15 protein-coding genes are annotated in these 14,996 nt (G+C 45.4%); 14 read left to right on the top strand and 1 reads right to left on the bottom strand.

Annotation, left to right across the window (positions count from 1 at the left end; genetic code table 11):
- Window positions 1-292 precede the first annotated feature (292 nt).
- The 6 genes from L7D49_RS07630 to L7D49_RS07605 all read left to right on the top strand — a co-directional run bounded on the left by L7D49_RS07630 (window position 293) and on the right by L7D49_RS07605 (window position 7,107).
- On the top strand, window positions 293-1,504 hold the full coding sequence (locus L7D49_RS07630) for an argininosuccinate synthase (RefSeq protein ID WP_336246379.1): 1,212 nt from the start codon (window positions 293-295) through the stop codon (window positions 1,502-1,504).
- A gap of 350 nt (window positions 1,505-1,854) precedes the next feature.
- A complete protein-coding gene (locus tag L7D49_RS07625) occupies window positions 1,855-3,441 on the top strand; it encodes a DUF6583 family protein (RefSeq protein WP_238080253.1) in 1,587 nt (528 codons plus the stop codon).
- A 34-nt stretch (window positions 3,442-3,475) separates the two neighbouring features.
- Window positions 3,476-4,702, top strand: coding sequence for an ABC transporter permease (locus L7D49_RS07620; RefSeq protein ID WP_238080252.1), 1,227 nt, complete (start codon window positions 3,476-3,478; stop codon window positions 4,700-4,702).
- The gene (locus L7D49_RS07615; RefSeq protein ID WP_238080251.1) at window positions 4,699-5,811 is read left to right on the top strand and encodes an ABC transporter permease; all 1,113 of its coding nucleotides are present in this window, start codon (window positions 4,699-4,701) and stop codon (window positions 5,809-5,811) included. The genes L7D49_RS07620 and L7D49_RS07615 overlap by 4 nt, the downstream gene beginning before the upstream one ends.
- A complete protein-coding gene (locus tag L7D49_RS07610) occupies window positions 5,804-6,478 on the top strand; it encodes an ABC transporter ATP-binding protein (protein ID WP_238080250.1) in 675 nt (224 codons plus the stop codon). Before L7D49_RS07615 ends, L7D49_RS07610 begins: the two co-directional genes overlap by 8 nt.
- A complete protein-coding gene (locus tag L7D49_RS07605) occupies window positions 6,475-7,107 on the top strand; it encodes a YdcF family protein (RefSeq protein WP_238080249.1) in 633 nt (210 codons plus the stop codon). Before L7D49_RS07610 ends, L7D49_RS07605 begins: the two co-directional genes overlap by 4 nt.
- Window positions 7,108-7,169: 62 nt before the next feature.
- Here L7D49_RS07605 and L7D49_RS07600 read toward each other — a convergent pair whose 3' ends face one another.
- Window positions 7,170-7,964: a histidinol-phosphatase HisJ family protein gene (locus L7D49_RS07600; RefSeq protein WP_238080248.1), complete on the bottom strand. Its 795-nt coding sequence runs from the start codon at window positions 7,962-7,964 to the stop codon at window positions 7,170-7,172.
- A gap of 107 nt (window positions 7,965-8,071) precedes the next feature.
- Here L7D49_RS07600 and L7D49_RS07595 point away from each other — a divergent pair, with 107 nt between their 5' ends.
- The 8 genes from L7D49_RS07595 to hisC are packed head-to-tail and all read left to right on the top strand — an operon-like array spanning window position 8,072 to window position 14,969.
- On the top strand, window positions 8,072-9,274 hold the full coding sequence (locus tag L7D49_RS07595; RefSeq protein WP_238080247.1) for an ATP phosphoribosyltransferase regulatory subunit: 1,203 nt from the start codon (window positions 8,072-8,074) through the stop codon (window positions 9,272-9,274).
- 4 nt (window positions 9,275-9,278) lie between these two features.
- Entirely contained in the window at window positions 9,279-9,914 is a 636-nt protein-coding gene (gene hisG, locus L7D49_RS07590; RefSeq protein WP_238080246.1) for an ATP phosphoribosyltransferase, read from the top strand.
- On the top strand, window positions 9,911-11,209 hold the full coding sequence (gene hisD, locus L7D49_RS07585; protein ID WP_238080245.1) for a histidinol dehydrogenase: 1,299 nt from the start codon (window positions 9,911-9,913) through the stop codon (window positions 11,207-11,209). The genes hisG and hisD overlap by 4 nt, the downstream gene beginning before the upstream one ends.
- A complete protein-coding gene (gene hisB, locus L7D49_RS07580; protein WP_238080244.1) occupies window positions 11,187-11,771 on the top strand; it encodes an imidazoleglycerol-phosphate dehydratase HisB in 585 nt (194 codons plus the stop codon). Before hisD ends, hisB begins: the two co-directional genes overlap by 23 nt.
- An 11-nt stretch (window positions 11,772-11,782) precedes the next feature.
- Window positions 11,783-12,499 carry a 1-(5-phosphoribosyl)-5-[(5-phosphoribosylamino)methylideneamino]imidazole-4-carboxamide isomerase gene (gene hisA, locus L7D49_RS07575; RefSeq protein ID WP_238080243.1) on the top strand — a complete coding sequence of 239 codons (717 nt, stop codon included), beginning with the start codon at window positions 11,783-11,785 and terminating at the stop codon, window positions 12,497-12,499.
- On the top strand, window positions 12,496-13,269 hold the full coding sequence (gene hisF, locus L7D49_RS07570; RefSeq protein WP_238080242.1) for an imidazole glycerol phosphate synthase subunit HisF: 774 nt from the start codon (window positions 12,496-12,498) through the stop codon (window positions 13,267-13,269). The genes hisA and hisF overlap by 4 nt, the downstream gene beginning before the upstream one ends.
- The gene (gene hisIE / locus L7D49_RS07565; RefSeq protein WP_418895860.1) at window positions 13,259-13,897 is read left to right on the top strand and encodes a bifunctional phosphoribosyl-AMP cyclohydrolase/phosphoribosyl-ATP diphosphatase HisIE; all 639 of its coding nucleotides are present in this window, start codon (window positions 13,259-13,261) and stop codon (window positions 13,895-13,897) included. Before hisF ends, hisIE begins: the two co-directional genes overlap by 11 nt.
- A complete protein-coding gene (gene hisC, locus L7D49_RS07560) occupies window positions 13,890-14,969 on the top strand; it encodes a histidinol-phosphate transaminase (RefSeq protein ID WP_238080240.1) in 1,080 nt (359 codons plus the stop codon). The genes hisIE and hisC overlap by 8 nt, the downstream gene beginning before the upstream one ends.
- The last annotated feature ends 27 nt before the right edge of the window (window positions 14,970-14,996 follow it).

The raw sequence follows: 14,996 nt of genomic DNA, 5'->3' as shown, positions 1-14,996 counted from the left end.
GTCTTCATCGTGCATTTTACCGAACCGCTCGTATAATACCGTGTACCGCTCGTATCCGCTGGCGAACCACTCGTATCGCTGTAAATCTTGCTTAACTTCCCCCTGCCACTCCTCCTACCTATGCTGCCCGCTCGTACGGCCTCTTTTCAACACGTCACCCGACATGCCAGTACTCATAAAAAACTCACTTTCATTTCTTTCAAAATACAATACTTGCAATTCGAATAAAGTATGGTATTATAAAAATACATTAAGTTGAATAAAAATACATTGATGAATAAAGGAGGACGTCATTATGACAAAGAAAAAAGTGGTGCTTGCGTATTCGGGTGGTTTGGATACTTCAGTGGCGGTTCAATGGCTGACTGATCAAGGGTATGAAGTGGTAGCTTGCTGCTTGGATGTTGGAGAAGGGAAGGACTTAAATTTCATCCAACAGAAAGCGTTGCAGGTTGGCGCGGTCAACAGCTATGTAATTGATGCGAAGGAAGAGTTTGCGAATGAATACGCATTGCTCGCGCTGCAAGCTCGGACGTACTACGAAGATAAGTATCCACTCGTTTCTGCTTTGTCACGCCCTCTCATTTCTAAAAAGCTTGTCGAGGTGGCTCATAAGGAGAATGCGACAGCGGTTGCCCATGGATGTACCGGAAAAGGAAATGACCAAGTTCGTTTCGAAGTCGCCATTAAGGCTTTGGATCCTTCCTTGGAAGTTATTGCTCCAGTTCGGGAATGGAGCTGGTCCCGTGAAGAGGAAATCGAGTATGCAAAAGAAAAGAATATCCCGATTCCCATCAATCTCGACAGCCCGTATTCCATCGATCAGAACTTATGGGGACGCAGCAATGAATGCGGTATTTTGGAAGATCCTTGGGCTGCGCCGCCAGAAGATGCATTTGGTTTGACGGCATCAATTGAAAATGCGCCGGATAAGCCGGATTACTTGGAAATTGAATTTGCAAAAGGCGTGCCGGTCAGTCTGAACGGGAAGAATTATCCGCTTAGCGAACTCATCTTACAATTAAATGAATTGGCTGGTAAACATGGGGTCGGTCGGATCGACCATGTGGAAAACCGTTTAGTCGGAATCAAATCCCGTGAAGTGTATGAGTGTCCAGGAGCTGTCACCCTCCTCAAGGCTCATAAGGAACTGGAAGATATCACGTTAGTGAAGGATGTTGCCCACTTCAAGCCGCTCGTATCGCAGAAATTGAGCGAACTAATTTATAACGGACTTTGGTTCTCTCCTCTCCGTGATGCGCTCGAAGCGTTCATTAAAGAAACGCAGCAATACGTAAACGGCACAGTGCGCATCAAATTATTCAAGGGCCATGCCATTGTGGAAGGCCGTAAATCTACGAATTCTCTTTATGACGAAAAGCTTGCGACATATACTTCTGATGATCAATTCGATCAATCTGCTGCGGTCGGTTTCATTCAACTGTGGGGCTTGCCGACAGAAGTGCATAGTACGGTCAATCAAAAGCAAAAAGTAAAAAGCTGAAGAGAAATAGGACTTTTGGTCAATTCAAATAAAAGTTGATTCTGAAATTGGTTGTATCAGTGATGAAAAAATAAAAGATCCCTCTATATTATTAGTCGGCAGAAAAGCGATGCCCATTGCTGTGGGGATCAATTTTCTGCCGATTTACTTGTTCTGGCATCGTTTTTTTTCAGCCAAGGAACATGATGAATATAAAAAAAGCTTTATGATTAAGATTCCCTAGTGACTAATAGCTAGTAACTAGTTGGAAATATTCAATTCTTTTAAAAAGGGAACATTCGTCATAGCTTTATAGTAGAATTTCAATGATGTGTGAAAATTAACCAATGATAGATAGGGGAGAAACCAAAGTGGAACAGCAACAACAAAACACAGCAGGAAAGAGAAAATCACCGAAGCTGCTCATTATTTTATTGACTGTACTATTTGTCGCAGCGGCAGGGAGTGTTTCGGCTTTCTTTCTGTTGAATAAATCACCAAAGGCAAAATATTTATTGGCTGAAACGCAAACATTGAGCCAAATGAGTCAATTAATTCAAGACCGCTATAAAAATGAAGTGGATTGGCTGGAAGTGCAAAACAAGAAGCCGGTCGAAACGACTTGGGATGTTTCAGCAGAATGGAATGACCCGGCTGCCGGTTACGACATGCAAGAAATTCAGTCCATTGTAAACAGCACTACTCTTCAGCTTGGGCAAGTGAAAGACCCTGTGAAAAAAGAGTGGGAAATGAACATGAGCGGATCGCTGGGCAGTGTCGATGTAGAAGTCGGCCAAATGTATTTGACACCGGAACGGATCTTGCTGGCGCTTCCTTTCACAGAGAAGGTACTTCGCTTTGACGACAAGGATTACGGTAAGATGATGAAGGAGACAGACGATTCCTTCAATGGTGACGAAAAACTGGGCTTATCTCAATTATTTGAAGAACGTTATGGATTTACAGAGGAATTCCGGACCTATATCGAAAAAGAATATTTACAATTCCTTTATAAGGAACTGCCGGATGAAGCATTTACAAGTGAAAAAGAGGAAGTTAGTGTCTTCGGCGACAGGATGAAAGTGGAAAAAGTTGAAATGAAATTGTCTGAAGCGCAAGTGAAGGATTTGTTGACGAAGCTGTTTGAAAAAGCTCGCAATGATGAAAAATTAAAAGCATTATTGAAGGAGCAATTGACCCTTTCTTCTCTTGGCGAAGAGGTGCCTAGAGCGGAAGTGGCTGAAATGATCCGCGAATTTGAAGATAGCTTGGATGATGGGCTAAAATCAATGGACAAATTTGTGATGCCTGACGGATTGAAATCGACTGTGTGGCATCAGAAGCGAAGTATTGTAAAACGAGATTTCCTAATGACTGTGGGCCCATCTAAAGATGAAGTTGTCACGGTCAAAGTAAAAGGCGAACAGCTATTGAAGCAAGACGGGCAGAAGTGGAATTATGAAATTACTGGCATCGACGAATATGAGGATGAAGGAGTTCTCGTATTCAAGGGAGATTTGACATGGAAAGATGGAAAAGCCAAAGACGAAATTTCTTTAAGCTTTGACGATGGGGAAGTTCTTTATGAAGGAAATGAAGAGCTGAAAGGGAAGAAACGTACTTTTACAAGAACGTTCAGTATAAATGACGGCTACTCCACTCCTACAGTTATTTGGAGTGGTGACGCAACTCACGAAAAGGATTCGATGAAAGCGAATCATGAATTCTCCTTTGAAGAAGAATCGCTTGGAAGCAATACGATCAACCTACATGTGAAGCAAGAAGGAAAAATCGTGAAGAAAGTGGATATGCCAGATCCGAATAAAAATGTTGTCAATCTTGGCGATATGACAATGGATGAGCTTGATACGTTCATAGAAGAAGATTTGCAAGAAGATTTTATGAGATGGCTAGAAGATTTGATGGAAGACTTGCAGAACGAGTTTGACGGTCTTTAATAAATTCCACTCCGTATGAATGGAAGTGAATGAATTGCATGCGATTCGGAATACCATCTTTTTTATGAAAGAAGATGCAAAACAGCTGAAGAAGAAGTGGGGAACCCTTCTTCTTCTTTTTCTATTTCCTTTATTCCTCATAGCGCTTGTGCTTCTTTTGGTTGCGGGCATTTTGATCCCAGATGAAAAGGACCCGATTCGCGTTGCTATAGTTGATGAGGATCAAACGAAGGAATCCAAGCTAATCAGTAAATTACTTGTGGAGACGGCAAGCGGCGATTCGTTTTTGCAGATCACAAGTGCCTCCATGGAAGAAGCCGAGCAGCTTATGAAAGAGGACAAAATCAGTACGTACTTTTCATTGCCACCTGATTTTACTGAACACCTTTACGATGGAGAGTCGGTTACCTTGCCGATCGTTGGAAATCCAGCCCGTCCAGTGGACAGTTACTTGACTAAAGAACTGATTGATAGCTTGGCTCGTTATATCGCGTCTGCGCAGGCGAACATACTAACCATTAACGAATTTGCGAAAGAGACACCGATGTCTCGTGAAGACCGTTTGGAAATGATGTTCAGCCAGTTTCTAGATTTTACACTTTTCACATTAGGCAAAGATAAGCTGGTCGACGAAGAGGTAATCATGAATGCTGCCACATCATCGCCAAAGAATTATTATATGGTGTCCGGATGGTTCATCGCCTTGACGGTGTGGATATTGGGCGTATTCAATGTACTGCAAAGTGAAGAGCGGCCGTCCATGACTATTAGGCTGAGACTTTTAGGCGTGACAGAAAGGCAACGCATATTTTCCAGACTGTTTGTTTCTATTCTTTGTTCGATGGCATTTGCGATGGTGCTATTTATCGCCTTGATCCAATTTGCAGAAGTCGATTTTTACATAATAGATTATGTGCGTGTATTCTTATTCATCAGTTTGTATGGACTCACATTAGCCAGTTGTTTTGCTGTAATTGGCGTCTGGTTCAGATCCGGGAAAACGACTCTGTTTTTGCAATGCACTCTTGCCGCCGCTTCCGTATTTTTAAGCGGTGCCCTTGTGCCGGTCCTTTATTTCCCACAATCACTTCAGCCCCTATTCCCCTATATTTTTTCTTACAGTGATTTGAAATGGGTGATGGAGCTTGTGCTCGAAGGCCGAAATTATGCCAACTATACAGTCGCAGCTTTCCAGGCATTTGCATTCCTGCTCATTTTGTTTCTATCGATTACATGGAAAGAAAGGCGGCGGGTATCATGACTTTACTTCGTTTACGTAAAGAATGGAAAAGCGTCGTGATTTGGTTGCTTCTGCCGATCATTTTAACCGTTGTAATTGTCAAAGGACTCGGGGAGTTCCAGCAGAATGCAAAGGTTCCCATTGCCTTAATCGTTGAGGATGATTCCGTTTTAGCAACAGAATTGGCGGCAAGCATTGAAAAGATGGAATTGTTATCCGTACAGAATATGGATTTGGATGAAGCACTCTTTCGATTGAAACAGCATGAGTTGGACAGTGTATTTGTCATTAAGGAAGGATACGGCGAACGCATCCATTCGAACCAAAGGAACCGACTGATTGAGGCCTACTCCTCAAATCGGTCCTTTGCTTATCCAAGTGTGTCCGAGATGGTTTTGTCGCTGGCGCAGCAAGATATATCTAGAGCGAAGGCAGCCTATGTGATCCAGCAAATCTTTCATGAATTCGAAATGGAGCATGCATGGGATTATAACAAAATTATTGATGCGAGCATCGAAAGACAACGAACGGAGAGTTTATTGCATACGAGCTTCACCTTTAAAAAGGGGAGCGTGGCAAAACAGCAAGCAGTCCCGTTCCTAAATGTCTGGGGCATATGGGCCCTGTTTGCCATCATCAGTGCCTTTTTCCTGTTTGATTGGATGATCAAAGAAAACAGACCGTCCATCAAAGTGAGATGGTTATATTCCGCGACTAGCTTCCAAGCTTATTCAGTCCGGTTGCTCGCGGTCTACACCTTGCTGACACTTGTCGCAGATGTCCTCGCGCTGCTTGTCTTTGCACAATTGCTTGAGACGGATGTGACCGTGCGGTTTGTCTTTTCCTTGCTGGTATTCAGAACGACATTAAACCTCTTTGCCTTTTTGCTGGCCATTCTGTTTGAAAAGCAAATCATGTACTATGTAACGGGAATGGCGGTCAGTATCATGCTGACGATTGCAGGAGGGGGCTTTATCCCGATGGAACGGCTTGCCGGCAAATGGCCATGGGTCGAGATGATCAGCCCGGTAGGTTCACTTATGACCAATTCAATGCCGTTCGTATGGTTGTTTCCATTAGCGATAGTACTCGGTGGCTGGATATGGAGAGGAGGGAAGCGGATTGCTTGAATTAAATAACGTTCAAAAAAGCTACAAACGAAAGCAAGTCTTGCAAGATGTATCGTTTCAACTAAAGGAAGGGGAAATCGTCGGCCTTGTAGGAGAAAACGGGGCGGGCAAATCCACTCTTCTTCAAATAATTGCCACAGCAATGGAACCTTCTTCCGGAGAACTTCGTTTATATGGCAACCGATATGAGGATGACATGAAGAATATACGAAAAAGGATCGGCTATGTCCCGCAAGAGATTTCAGTTTGGGATGAGTATACGGTAGAAGAGAATATGCGATTCTTTGAACGACTCTCCTGGAAGAGGCGCTCGCCAGAAGAATGCCGGCAGCTTTGCCTCGACCTTCAATTGACCCAATGGAAGGAGCCGGTCCATGCTCTCTCGGGGGGAATGAAGCGCAAGTTGAACTTGGCGATTAGTCTTCTCCATGATCCGGTATTGCTGTTGTTAGATGAGCCGACGGTCGGAATCGATTTGAAGTCAAAGACGGAAATCGGTTCCTATTTGAAACAGCTGGCGAAAGAGAACGGGAAAACGATTTTGTATACCTCACATGACATGGATGAAATCTTGACGCTGTGTGATCGGGTAGTATCCATTGGGGAAGATCCGTTTTATTTTGACTTATTGCAAGCGAGGGGCATCCAGGTGGAACGGCTGTATTGACCTTCAAATTCATCCGAACATATCGTAAGGGAAACGGAGTGAATGAAGAGTTGAACAAACGAAAAAAGTTGGCGGTTGCCGTGGGGCTTATTCTATTATGTGGGATTGCAATTTGGGTACTAACAGGCAAATGGATCGAGGACGGTATGAAGCCTGTCGCTGACGGTTCAAAGCAATATGCTGTCATACTTGGCGCGAAGGTGAACGGCGAAACACCTTCCTTATCATTGAAATACCGCCTGGAGAAAGCATTAGAATATGCGGAAGCCCATCCAGATGTGATCCTGATCCTATCGGGAGGACAAGGTCCTGATGAAGGGATTAGTGAGGCAGAAGCGATGCGCCGACATCTTACACAACATGGGGTAGATGAACAGCGTCTGATCATTGAAGATCAATCCACTTCGACATACGAGAATCTGCTGTTTACGAAACGGCTTCTCCCTGAGACGGTAGATGAATTGACGATCATTTCAAGCGACTTCCACTTGGCCAGAGCGAAAAAGCTTGCCCGGGACCTCGGTCTCCAAACCGATGTAGTCATCGCAAAAACACCAGTTTCTGTTCAAGCGAAGCAAAACATTAGAGAACGTCTTGCACTAATCAAAACGATGATTATGGGTAAATGAAATAGTTTAGCGGGAGAGGCAAGCACAATGCCTCTCCCGCTTCCTGTTGGCGGCCGTCTTGCTTACAATTGATCAATCGGATGGAACTGCGGTTTCATCTGTTCAAACGTTGTCAGATAACGGAATCCAATCGAGCGCAGCAAGTCAGCGGACTCTTTGAATTGAAATGCAATATCCTCCGGTTTATGGGCATCCGAACCTAATGTAATGATTTCGCCTCCGCATTGTTTGTACAATTTCAAAACATCTTCGCTAGGCAATCCACAGTCCAGTCCGTAACGGACGCCGGATGTATTCAGTTCAATCCCTTTCCCAGCAGGAATTATGACTTCGAAAATTTGCCTTAGTATATCGTGGAAATCTGAGGTTGCCTTCTCTTTCGCATATCGCTTGATGAGATCGATATGTCCTAAAAGGGAATATGAATCGAAATGCTTCACGCAATGCAGCAGCTCTTCGTAATAAATGGCAGACGCTTCATCCACGGAACGGCCTTCGAATAATTCCCCGTAGTGCAATCCTTTTCTTGATACAGTATGTAGTGAACAAATGACGAAATCGAAACCTTCTTCCTTCACCATCTCCCCGCATTGTTCCAAAATGTGAGGCTGGACACCGATCTCCACCCCTTTTTTTATACGAATTTGACCTTCATATTTTTCTTGCAGCTGTTTAATTCGGTCGGCATACAACTTCTTATCAAAATCAAAGACGATGGAGTCGTCGGGATAATCATAGTCGACATGATCGGTGAAACAGATTTCAGTCAAGCCTTGCCGAATCGCTCCCTTTATCATGTCCTCCATATCAATATTGCAATCTCCTGAAAATGAACTGTGCATATGGTAATCAAACATTTTTAAAAATTTCCTCCTATCAGTTGACAAATGATTCATATAGTTTTATAGTACGTTATAACTTTAACGTAGTAAAGTGATAAAGGAAGAAAAGGTTGTGAAGTTGTATGAATTCTCTTGAGCGCTCGAAAGTATACGAACAGGTGGTGGGAAAGGTATCCCGGAGGTTTGAAACCTACGGGTATTCTAAAGTTCGAACGCCTGCGTTTGAAGCATATGATTTGTATTCGGGAATTGACAGCTCTATTCCGCGGCGTGAAATGATCAAAGTGATCGATCCAACTGGTGATGTGCTAGTCTTGCGCCCGGACGTGACGATACCGATTACTAAGGAATTGTCTCATGTGTACGGACGGCTGACAAGCGAGCGGCGTTATTATTACATACAAGAAGTGTTTCGCCAGACAGGTACCGATTTGAGCCCGATCGAGCATACGCAAGCAGGCATCGAATTCTTTGGTTGCCGTTCACCTGAGGCAGATGCAGAGACGATTGCCTTAGCAGTCCGGACGCTGAAAGATCTTCAATTCGAGGAAATCAAAATTGAAATAGGGTATCCCGCCTTGCTCGATAGCATGATTCAGCAGATGAACATGGATAAGCGGCAAAACATGCAGCTACGGCAACTGATCCTTTCAAAGAATTTAGCAGAGCTGCAAGGGCTGCTCCGTGAAGCAAAGATTGATAGACAGTTGGCGGCGGCTGTAGAAACGATCACGCAAGTATACGGAAGACCGGATCTGGTAGCTGCTGAGATGGCTAGCTTAGGAGTAAACTCCTTCATGGACGGCATTGTAGAGTATATCCTAGAAGTTTGCCGTCTGTTGGAGATTTACGACTGCAAGGAGGAAATCATCCTGGATTTCAGCTTGCTGAACAACATGGATTATTATTCGGGCCTCATTTTTCAAGGTTATGTAGAAGGACTTGGAAGGCCGGTCGTGATGGGCGGCCGGTATGACAAGCTTAGTGAAGCATTTGCAGCTGATCTTCCCGCAATCGGTTTCGCGATTGAAATCGAGCCAATTGTCGAGTCAATAGCAAGCACGATGACTGCCGTCCCGGACAGTCGAAGTATTTGTATATTTTACAGCGATGCCGAGTTAGAAGAGGCGATCGTCCTAGCTGAACAATTCAGGGAGCAGCATTACCGGGTTGTGACCAGCCCGCTGCAAAATCAAGAAAAGAATGACTCTTACGCTTACACAGTACTATTGCAACAAGAGGGAAATGTGATTCTTACAAATGAAGAGAGTCATCGATATCTTACAGTTGCAGAAGTCGGAATGTTCTTTGAAAGGGAGGCGTGATCGTTTGGAAACAGTAACAATCGCCATGGCGAAAGGAAGAACGACCAAGCGAGCATTGAGGATTTTAGAGCAGATGGGCATCCGGTTCTCCATCCAGCCAGAAGATAGCAGAAAACTTGTGTTTACCGATGATACAGAGACGATTAAGCTGCTGCAAGTCAAAGCGGTGGATGTGCCGACATATGTGGAGAAAGGTGCTGCCGATATTGGAATCGTCGGCAAGGACATTATTATGGAGGACGCTCCGAATGTCTATGAATTGGCTGATCTAGATATCGGAAAATGCAAAATTGTTGTGGCAGGATTTCCGCAGACGGTATTGCGAAATAATTCCACTTTGACAGTAGCTACAAAGTATCCGAATGTGGCAAAAACCTATTTTGATCAAAAGGGTTTTCGTACAGACATCATTAAACTGAATGGATCAATTGAATTGGCCCCGTTGATCGGCTTGGCAGATGTCATTGTCGATATTGTGGAAACTGGCACGACGCTCAAGGAGAATGGACTGGTCATCTTGGAGGAAATCTCCGACATTAGTGCCCGGCTGATTGTGAATAAAGCGAGTTATGCCATTAAAACGGCTAGCATACGGCAATTTATCGATTCTATGAATGCCGAGGTGAGATTACAATCATGAGGATTATAGAGGAACAACGGTTTTGGAAGGAACGCGAACAGCGGCAGACATTGAACTTGAACAGCTCTATTGACGAGACGGTCCTCGGAATCATCCAAGATGTCAGGCGCAGAGGGGATGATGCACTCCGTGAGATGACAAAAAAGTTCGATGGGGCTGAGATTCAAGAGTTGGTCGTGACTCCGGAGGAATTCGAGGAGGCGAGGACTCTTATCCCTCAAGAAGTGTACACCAGTTTAGAAAAGGCAAAACAGCGAATCGAGGCATTTCACGCCGAGCAAAAAGAACGTTCTTGGTTCATCCAGCAGCAGGACGGTGTGCTGCTTGGCCAGATGGTGACACCGATTGAACGGGTCGGAATCTATATACCGGGTGGAAAAGCCGCGTATCCATCCACAGTTTTAATGAATACAATTCCTGCAAAGCTGGCGGGGGTCCAGCATCTGGCGATGGCGACGCCTCCGCGGCAGGATGGCAAAGTAGAACCGGCAGTTCTGGCAGCAGCCGAGATTGCCGGAGTCGATAAAGTTTATAAAGTGGGAGGAGCCCAAGCAATCGCCGCATTCGCTTATGGGACAGAAACAGTACAGAAGGTATCCAAAATTACTGGACCTGGTAACAGCTATGTCGCCCGTGCTAAGAAATGGGTGTTCGGTGATGTCGCGATCGACATGATAGCCGGGCCGAGCGAATTATGCATCGTGGCGGATGAAGCTGCCAATCCGGTTTTTGCAGCTTCCGATCTGCTCGCCCAGGCGGAGCATGATGAACAGGCAGCAGTTGTTTGTGTGACGACTAGCCGTTCTTTTGCCGAACAGTTATCCGTGCAAGTGACGGAACTGCTTGGCCAGATGGAGAGAGGCGAAATCGCCCAAAAGTCTATCGAGGGGCAGGGGCGGATTATTGTCGTGGATACGCTGACGGCCGCCTGGGAGATCGTCAACCATATAGCGCCGGAACATTTACAGCTGTTGGTGGAACACCCGATGGAGCAACTTCCCAATATCCGGAATGCTGGAGCGGTTTTCATCGGTCCATATTCGCCAGAAGCGCTTGGCGATTATATGGCGGGCCCGAATCATACATTGCCGACGAACGGCACCGCAGCCTTTTCATCGCCGCTTGGTGTGTATGATTTTATGAAGAAATCAAGTCTCATCCAATATACAGAGAAAGCGTTGGACGCTGTGGCGGAGGATATCATCCGATTGGCAGAAGTCGAGGGATTGACTGGCCACGCCAAATCGATACGAGTACGGGAGGGATCAACAAATGCGATTGGAACGATTGACTAGACGAACGACAGAGACAGCTGTAGAGCTGGAATTCAACTTGGATGGCACCGGGCAAACTGAAATTCGAACGGGTGTCGGTTTCCTCGATCATATGCTCACATTATTCACAAAGCATGGCCGTTTTGATCTAAAGGTGGAATGTAATGGCGATTTGGAAGTCGACCAGCACCATTCGGCTGAGGATGTCGGCATAGTGCTTGGGCAGGCGTTTGCAAAGTGTATTGGAACAAAGGAAGGCATTGAACGGTATGCCACTGTGTCGACGCCGATGGACGAAGCCTTGTCGACTGTCTCAATCGATATTAGCGGGCGTTCCTTCCTCGTGTATCGCGTGGAAGGATTGAAAGACAAGGTAGGCAATTTTGATACCGAACTGGTGGAGGAGTTTTTCCTCGCATTTACCCGGCATGCCGGTATTACGTTGCATATCCAGTTGGATTACGGAAAAAACAGTCACCATATAATCGAGTCTATTTTCAAAAGCTTTGGCAGGGCGCTTCGCATGGCAAGTGCTGTTAATCCAGATATTAGTGGGGTGCCTTCTACAAAAGGCGCATTATGAGGGGGATTTCCATGATTTTATTTCCGGCAATTGATATCCGCGGGGGCAACTGTGTTCGTTTACTACAAGGAAATTATGAGGACGAAGTGATTTATCATCATTCGCCTGTTGAGATGGCGAAGGCATTTGAAAAGCAAGGCGCTGAATTTATTCATATTGTTGATTTGGATGGGGCCAGGTCAGGGGAAACCATCAACCGGCAAGTGATTCAAGATATTGCAGCTGCTGTGCGTGTCCCTGTACAGGTAGGAGGCGGCATCAGATCGCTCGAAGTAGTGGAATCCTATTTGAATGGTGGCGTTAACCGAGTCATTATCGGAACCGCCGCCATAGAGAACCGGACATTTTTGCGGGAGGCAGCCGCTTTGTATAAAGGTAGGATTGCCGTTTCAATTGACGCCCGCAATGGATTCGTTGCAACGGATGGTTGGACGGAAACGAGCGGAGTGAAGGCTGTGGATTTACTTGAGGAGCTTCAGCAGGCTGGTGTGTCCACTGTTGTTTACACAGATATTTTAAAAGATGGCATGCTGCAAGGGCCGAATTTTGAGGAACTGGAACAAGTCAATCAAATGGCCGCTTTGGATATCATCGCATCAGGCGGTGTCTCAACAGAAGAAGATGTTCGAAAATTAGCAGACATGGGGTTATACGGGGCAATCGTTGGAAAAGCGTTATACGAAGGCAAGGTATCCATGAACTCATTACAGGAGGCGATTATCAGATGAAGCCGAAACGAATCATACCTTGTATGGACATTGATAATAGAAAAGTCGTGAAGGGACGAAAGTTTCTCGATGTGCAAGAGGTGGCAGACCCTTTAGAACGCGCAAAAAAATATGTGGCGGACGGAGCAGATGAACTCGTATTTTATGATATTTCCGCGTCTGTCGACGGACGGGAAATGTTCTTGGATTTAATTCAGGAAATTGCGGCTGTCGTGCCGATTCCTTTCATTGTAGGTGGCGGCATAAAATCGTTAAAGGATATCGAAAATGTGCTGGCAGCGGGCGGCGATAAAGTTTCCATTAACAGCGCGGCATTAACGAATCCGGATTTAATACCGGAAGCAGTGAAGCGCTTTGGCTCGGAACGGATCATGCTATCGATGGATGTGAAACGGGCGGGCGAAGGCAAATGGAAAGTATTTGCTAAAGCGGGAAAAGAAGAGAGCGACATTGATGCCATCGAATGGGCAAAGACAGGCGAGCGTTGGGGAGCAGGCGAGCTCGTCGTAAACAGTATTGACGAGGATGGGGTAAAAGCCGGCTACGATATTGAATTATACAAGGCGCTGGATGAAGCCGTTAGCATTCCGGTTGTGGCGAGTGGTGGAGCAGGGACAAAAGAGGATTTCTTAGAAGTCTTGACAACCGGCCGCACAGAATCGGCCCTCGCTGCATCGGTATTCCACTATGACGAAATCGGTATCAAGGAAATAAAACAATTTCTGCTAGAACGCGGCGTTGACGTAAAGGATGATTGCTATGCTGAGTAAGTTGGAAGGATTGCGATTCAATGAAGAAGGTTTGATTCCTGCGATTGTACAGGATCAAAAGACAGGCGACGTGTTAATGCTTGCTTATATGAACGAGGAATCGATCCGGCAAACAGTGGAGACGGGGGAAACATGGTTTTATAGCCGATCGCGGCAGGAATTATGGAATAAAGGAGCTACTTCGGGCAATAAGCAGCTTGTGAAGAACCTTTCCGTCGACTGCGATAAAGATACCGTTCTTATCCAAGTCGATGCATTGGGTCCTGCTTGCCATACAGGTGAAGAAACATGTTTTTTCACCCCTGTATCCGGGGAACCAAAGGCTCGGAATATCTTGCTTGAGCTGTCGGAAGAGATTCAAGGCAGACGCAACAATCCGATAGAAGGTTCTTATACTTCTTATCTTTTCCGAGAAGGGATCGATAAAGTTTGCAAAAAGATTGGGGAAGAAGCGACGGAAGTCGTCATCGCTGCTAAAAATGAGGATCCAACAGAGCTGAAAAACGAACTGGCTGATTTGGTTTACCATGCACTGGTCCTAATGGAACTAGCGGAAGTATCAACGGACGATGTAATTGGCGTTTTGCGCGAGCGCCGTTTGAAAAAGGAAGTGCCTGCCAATGACTGAACTGTGGAGTTCTATGGTGCGGCGCACGGATCCTTACATACCAGGTGAACAGCTGGAGCTGGAAGGTCTGATTAAGCTGAATACGAATGAAAATCCGTATCCCCCAAGTCCAGCCGTCATTCAAGCGATCCAGGAGGAAATGCAACGGAATTTGCAGCGCTACCCTTCGCCCAGTGCGGATGAATTGCGGGATACGATTGCCGAGTCGTTTGGCTTTTCGAAAAAAAATATTTTCGTCGGCAATGGCTCCGATGAAGTGCTTGCTTTCTCATTTATGGCCTTTTTCGAACCAGGCAAACCGATTCTTTTTCCGGATGTAACATATAGTTTCTATCCGGTTTATGCCAAACTCTTTGATATTTCCTATGAACAAATTAGCTTGAAAGATGATTTTACACTGCCGGCGGAACAGTTTTTTCAATCAGCAGGAGGCGTGATTTTGCCGAACCCGAATGCACCTACCGGTTTATATAAGGAACTGGATGAGATCGAACGGATTGTGAAGGAGAATGAAGGGCGAGTCGTCATCATCGACGAGGCGTATATTGACTTTGCCCCGAAATCTGCTGCCCGGCTTGTTCAAACCTATGATAACTTGCTCGTCGTTCAAACGATGTCAAAATCAAGATCTCTTGCAGGTCTGCGGGTCGGTTATGCGATCGGGAACGAAAAGTTGATTGAAGGATTGATTCGCATCAAAGATTCGTTTAACTCCTATCCGATCGACCGATTGGCACTGGCAGGAGCGAAGGCGGCTATGGAAGACGTGGAGTATTTCCGGAAGACGACAGCGGCAATTCTTAGAACGCGCGAGCGAGTGATTAAGCAACTACAAAAAATGAATTTTAAAGTGCTTCCGTCTGCCGCTAACTTCGTTTTTATCCAGCATGATGAATGGGAAGGCCATGCCATTTACGAACAATTAAAGGCTTGTGGCATCCTTGTCCGGCATTTCAATGCCGAAAGAATTTCCGATTTTATTCGCATCACGATCGGGACTGATGAACAGATGGATTTATTTTTGAATGAATTGTCTTCCATATTGGCATCCGCGTCACCCGTCCATCCGTAAAGCTGTTATACTAGACCCTAAGAGATA

The organism is Sporosarcina cyprini (genome assembly GCF_022048975.1).
GTDB classification, from domain to species: Bacteria; Bacillota; Bacilli; order Bacillales_A; family Planococcaceae; genus Sporosarcina; species Sporosarcina cyprini.
This window is presented reverse-complemented; position numbering and strand designations above follow the sequence as displayed.

Excerpts from the sequence above, each read along its gene's own strand:
- L7D49_RS07615 (WP_238080251.1), top strand. The coding sequence starts at position 4,699 with ATGACTTTACTTCGTTTACGTAAAGAATGGAAAAGCGTCGTGATTTGG.
- L7D49_RS07600 (WP_238080248.1), bottom strand. The coding sequence starts at position 7,964 with ATGTTTGATTACCATATGCACAGTTCATTTTCAGGAGATTGCAATATT.
- L7D49_RS07595 (WP_238080247.1), top strand. The coding sequence starts at position 8,072 with ATGAATTCTCTTGAGCGCTCGAAAGTATACGAACAGGTGGTGGGAAAG.
- hisD (WP_238080245.1), top strand. The coding sequence starts at position 9,911 with ATGAGGATTATAGAGGAACAACGGTTTTGGAAGGAACGCGAACAGCGG.
- hisB (WP_238080244.1), top strand. The coding sequence starts at position 11,187 with ATGCGATTGGAACGATTGACTAGACGAACGACAGAGACAGCTGTAGAG.
- hisA (WP_238080243.1), top strand. The coding sequence starts at position 11,783 with ATGATTTTATTTCCGGCAATTGATATCCGCGGGGGCAACTGTGTTCGT.
- hisF (WP_238080242.1), top strand. The coding sequence starts at position 12,496 with ATGAAGCCGAAACGAATCATACCTTGTATGGACATTGATAATAGAAAA.
- hisIE (WP_418895860.1), top strand. The coding sequence starts at position 13,259 with ATGCTGAGTAAGTTGGAAGGATTGCGATTCAATGAAGAAGGTTTGATT.
- hisC (WP_238080240.1), top strand. The coding sequence starts at position 13,890 with ATGACTGAACTGTGGAGTTCTATGGTGCGGCGCACGGATCCTTACATA.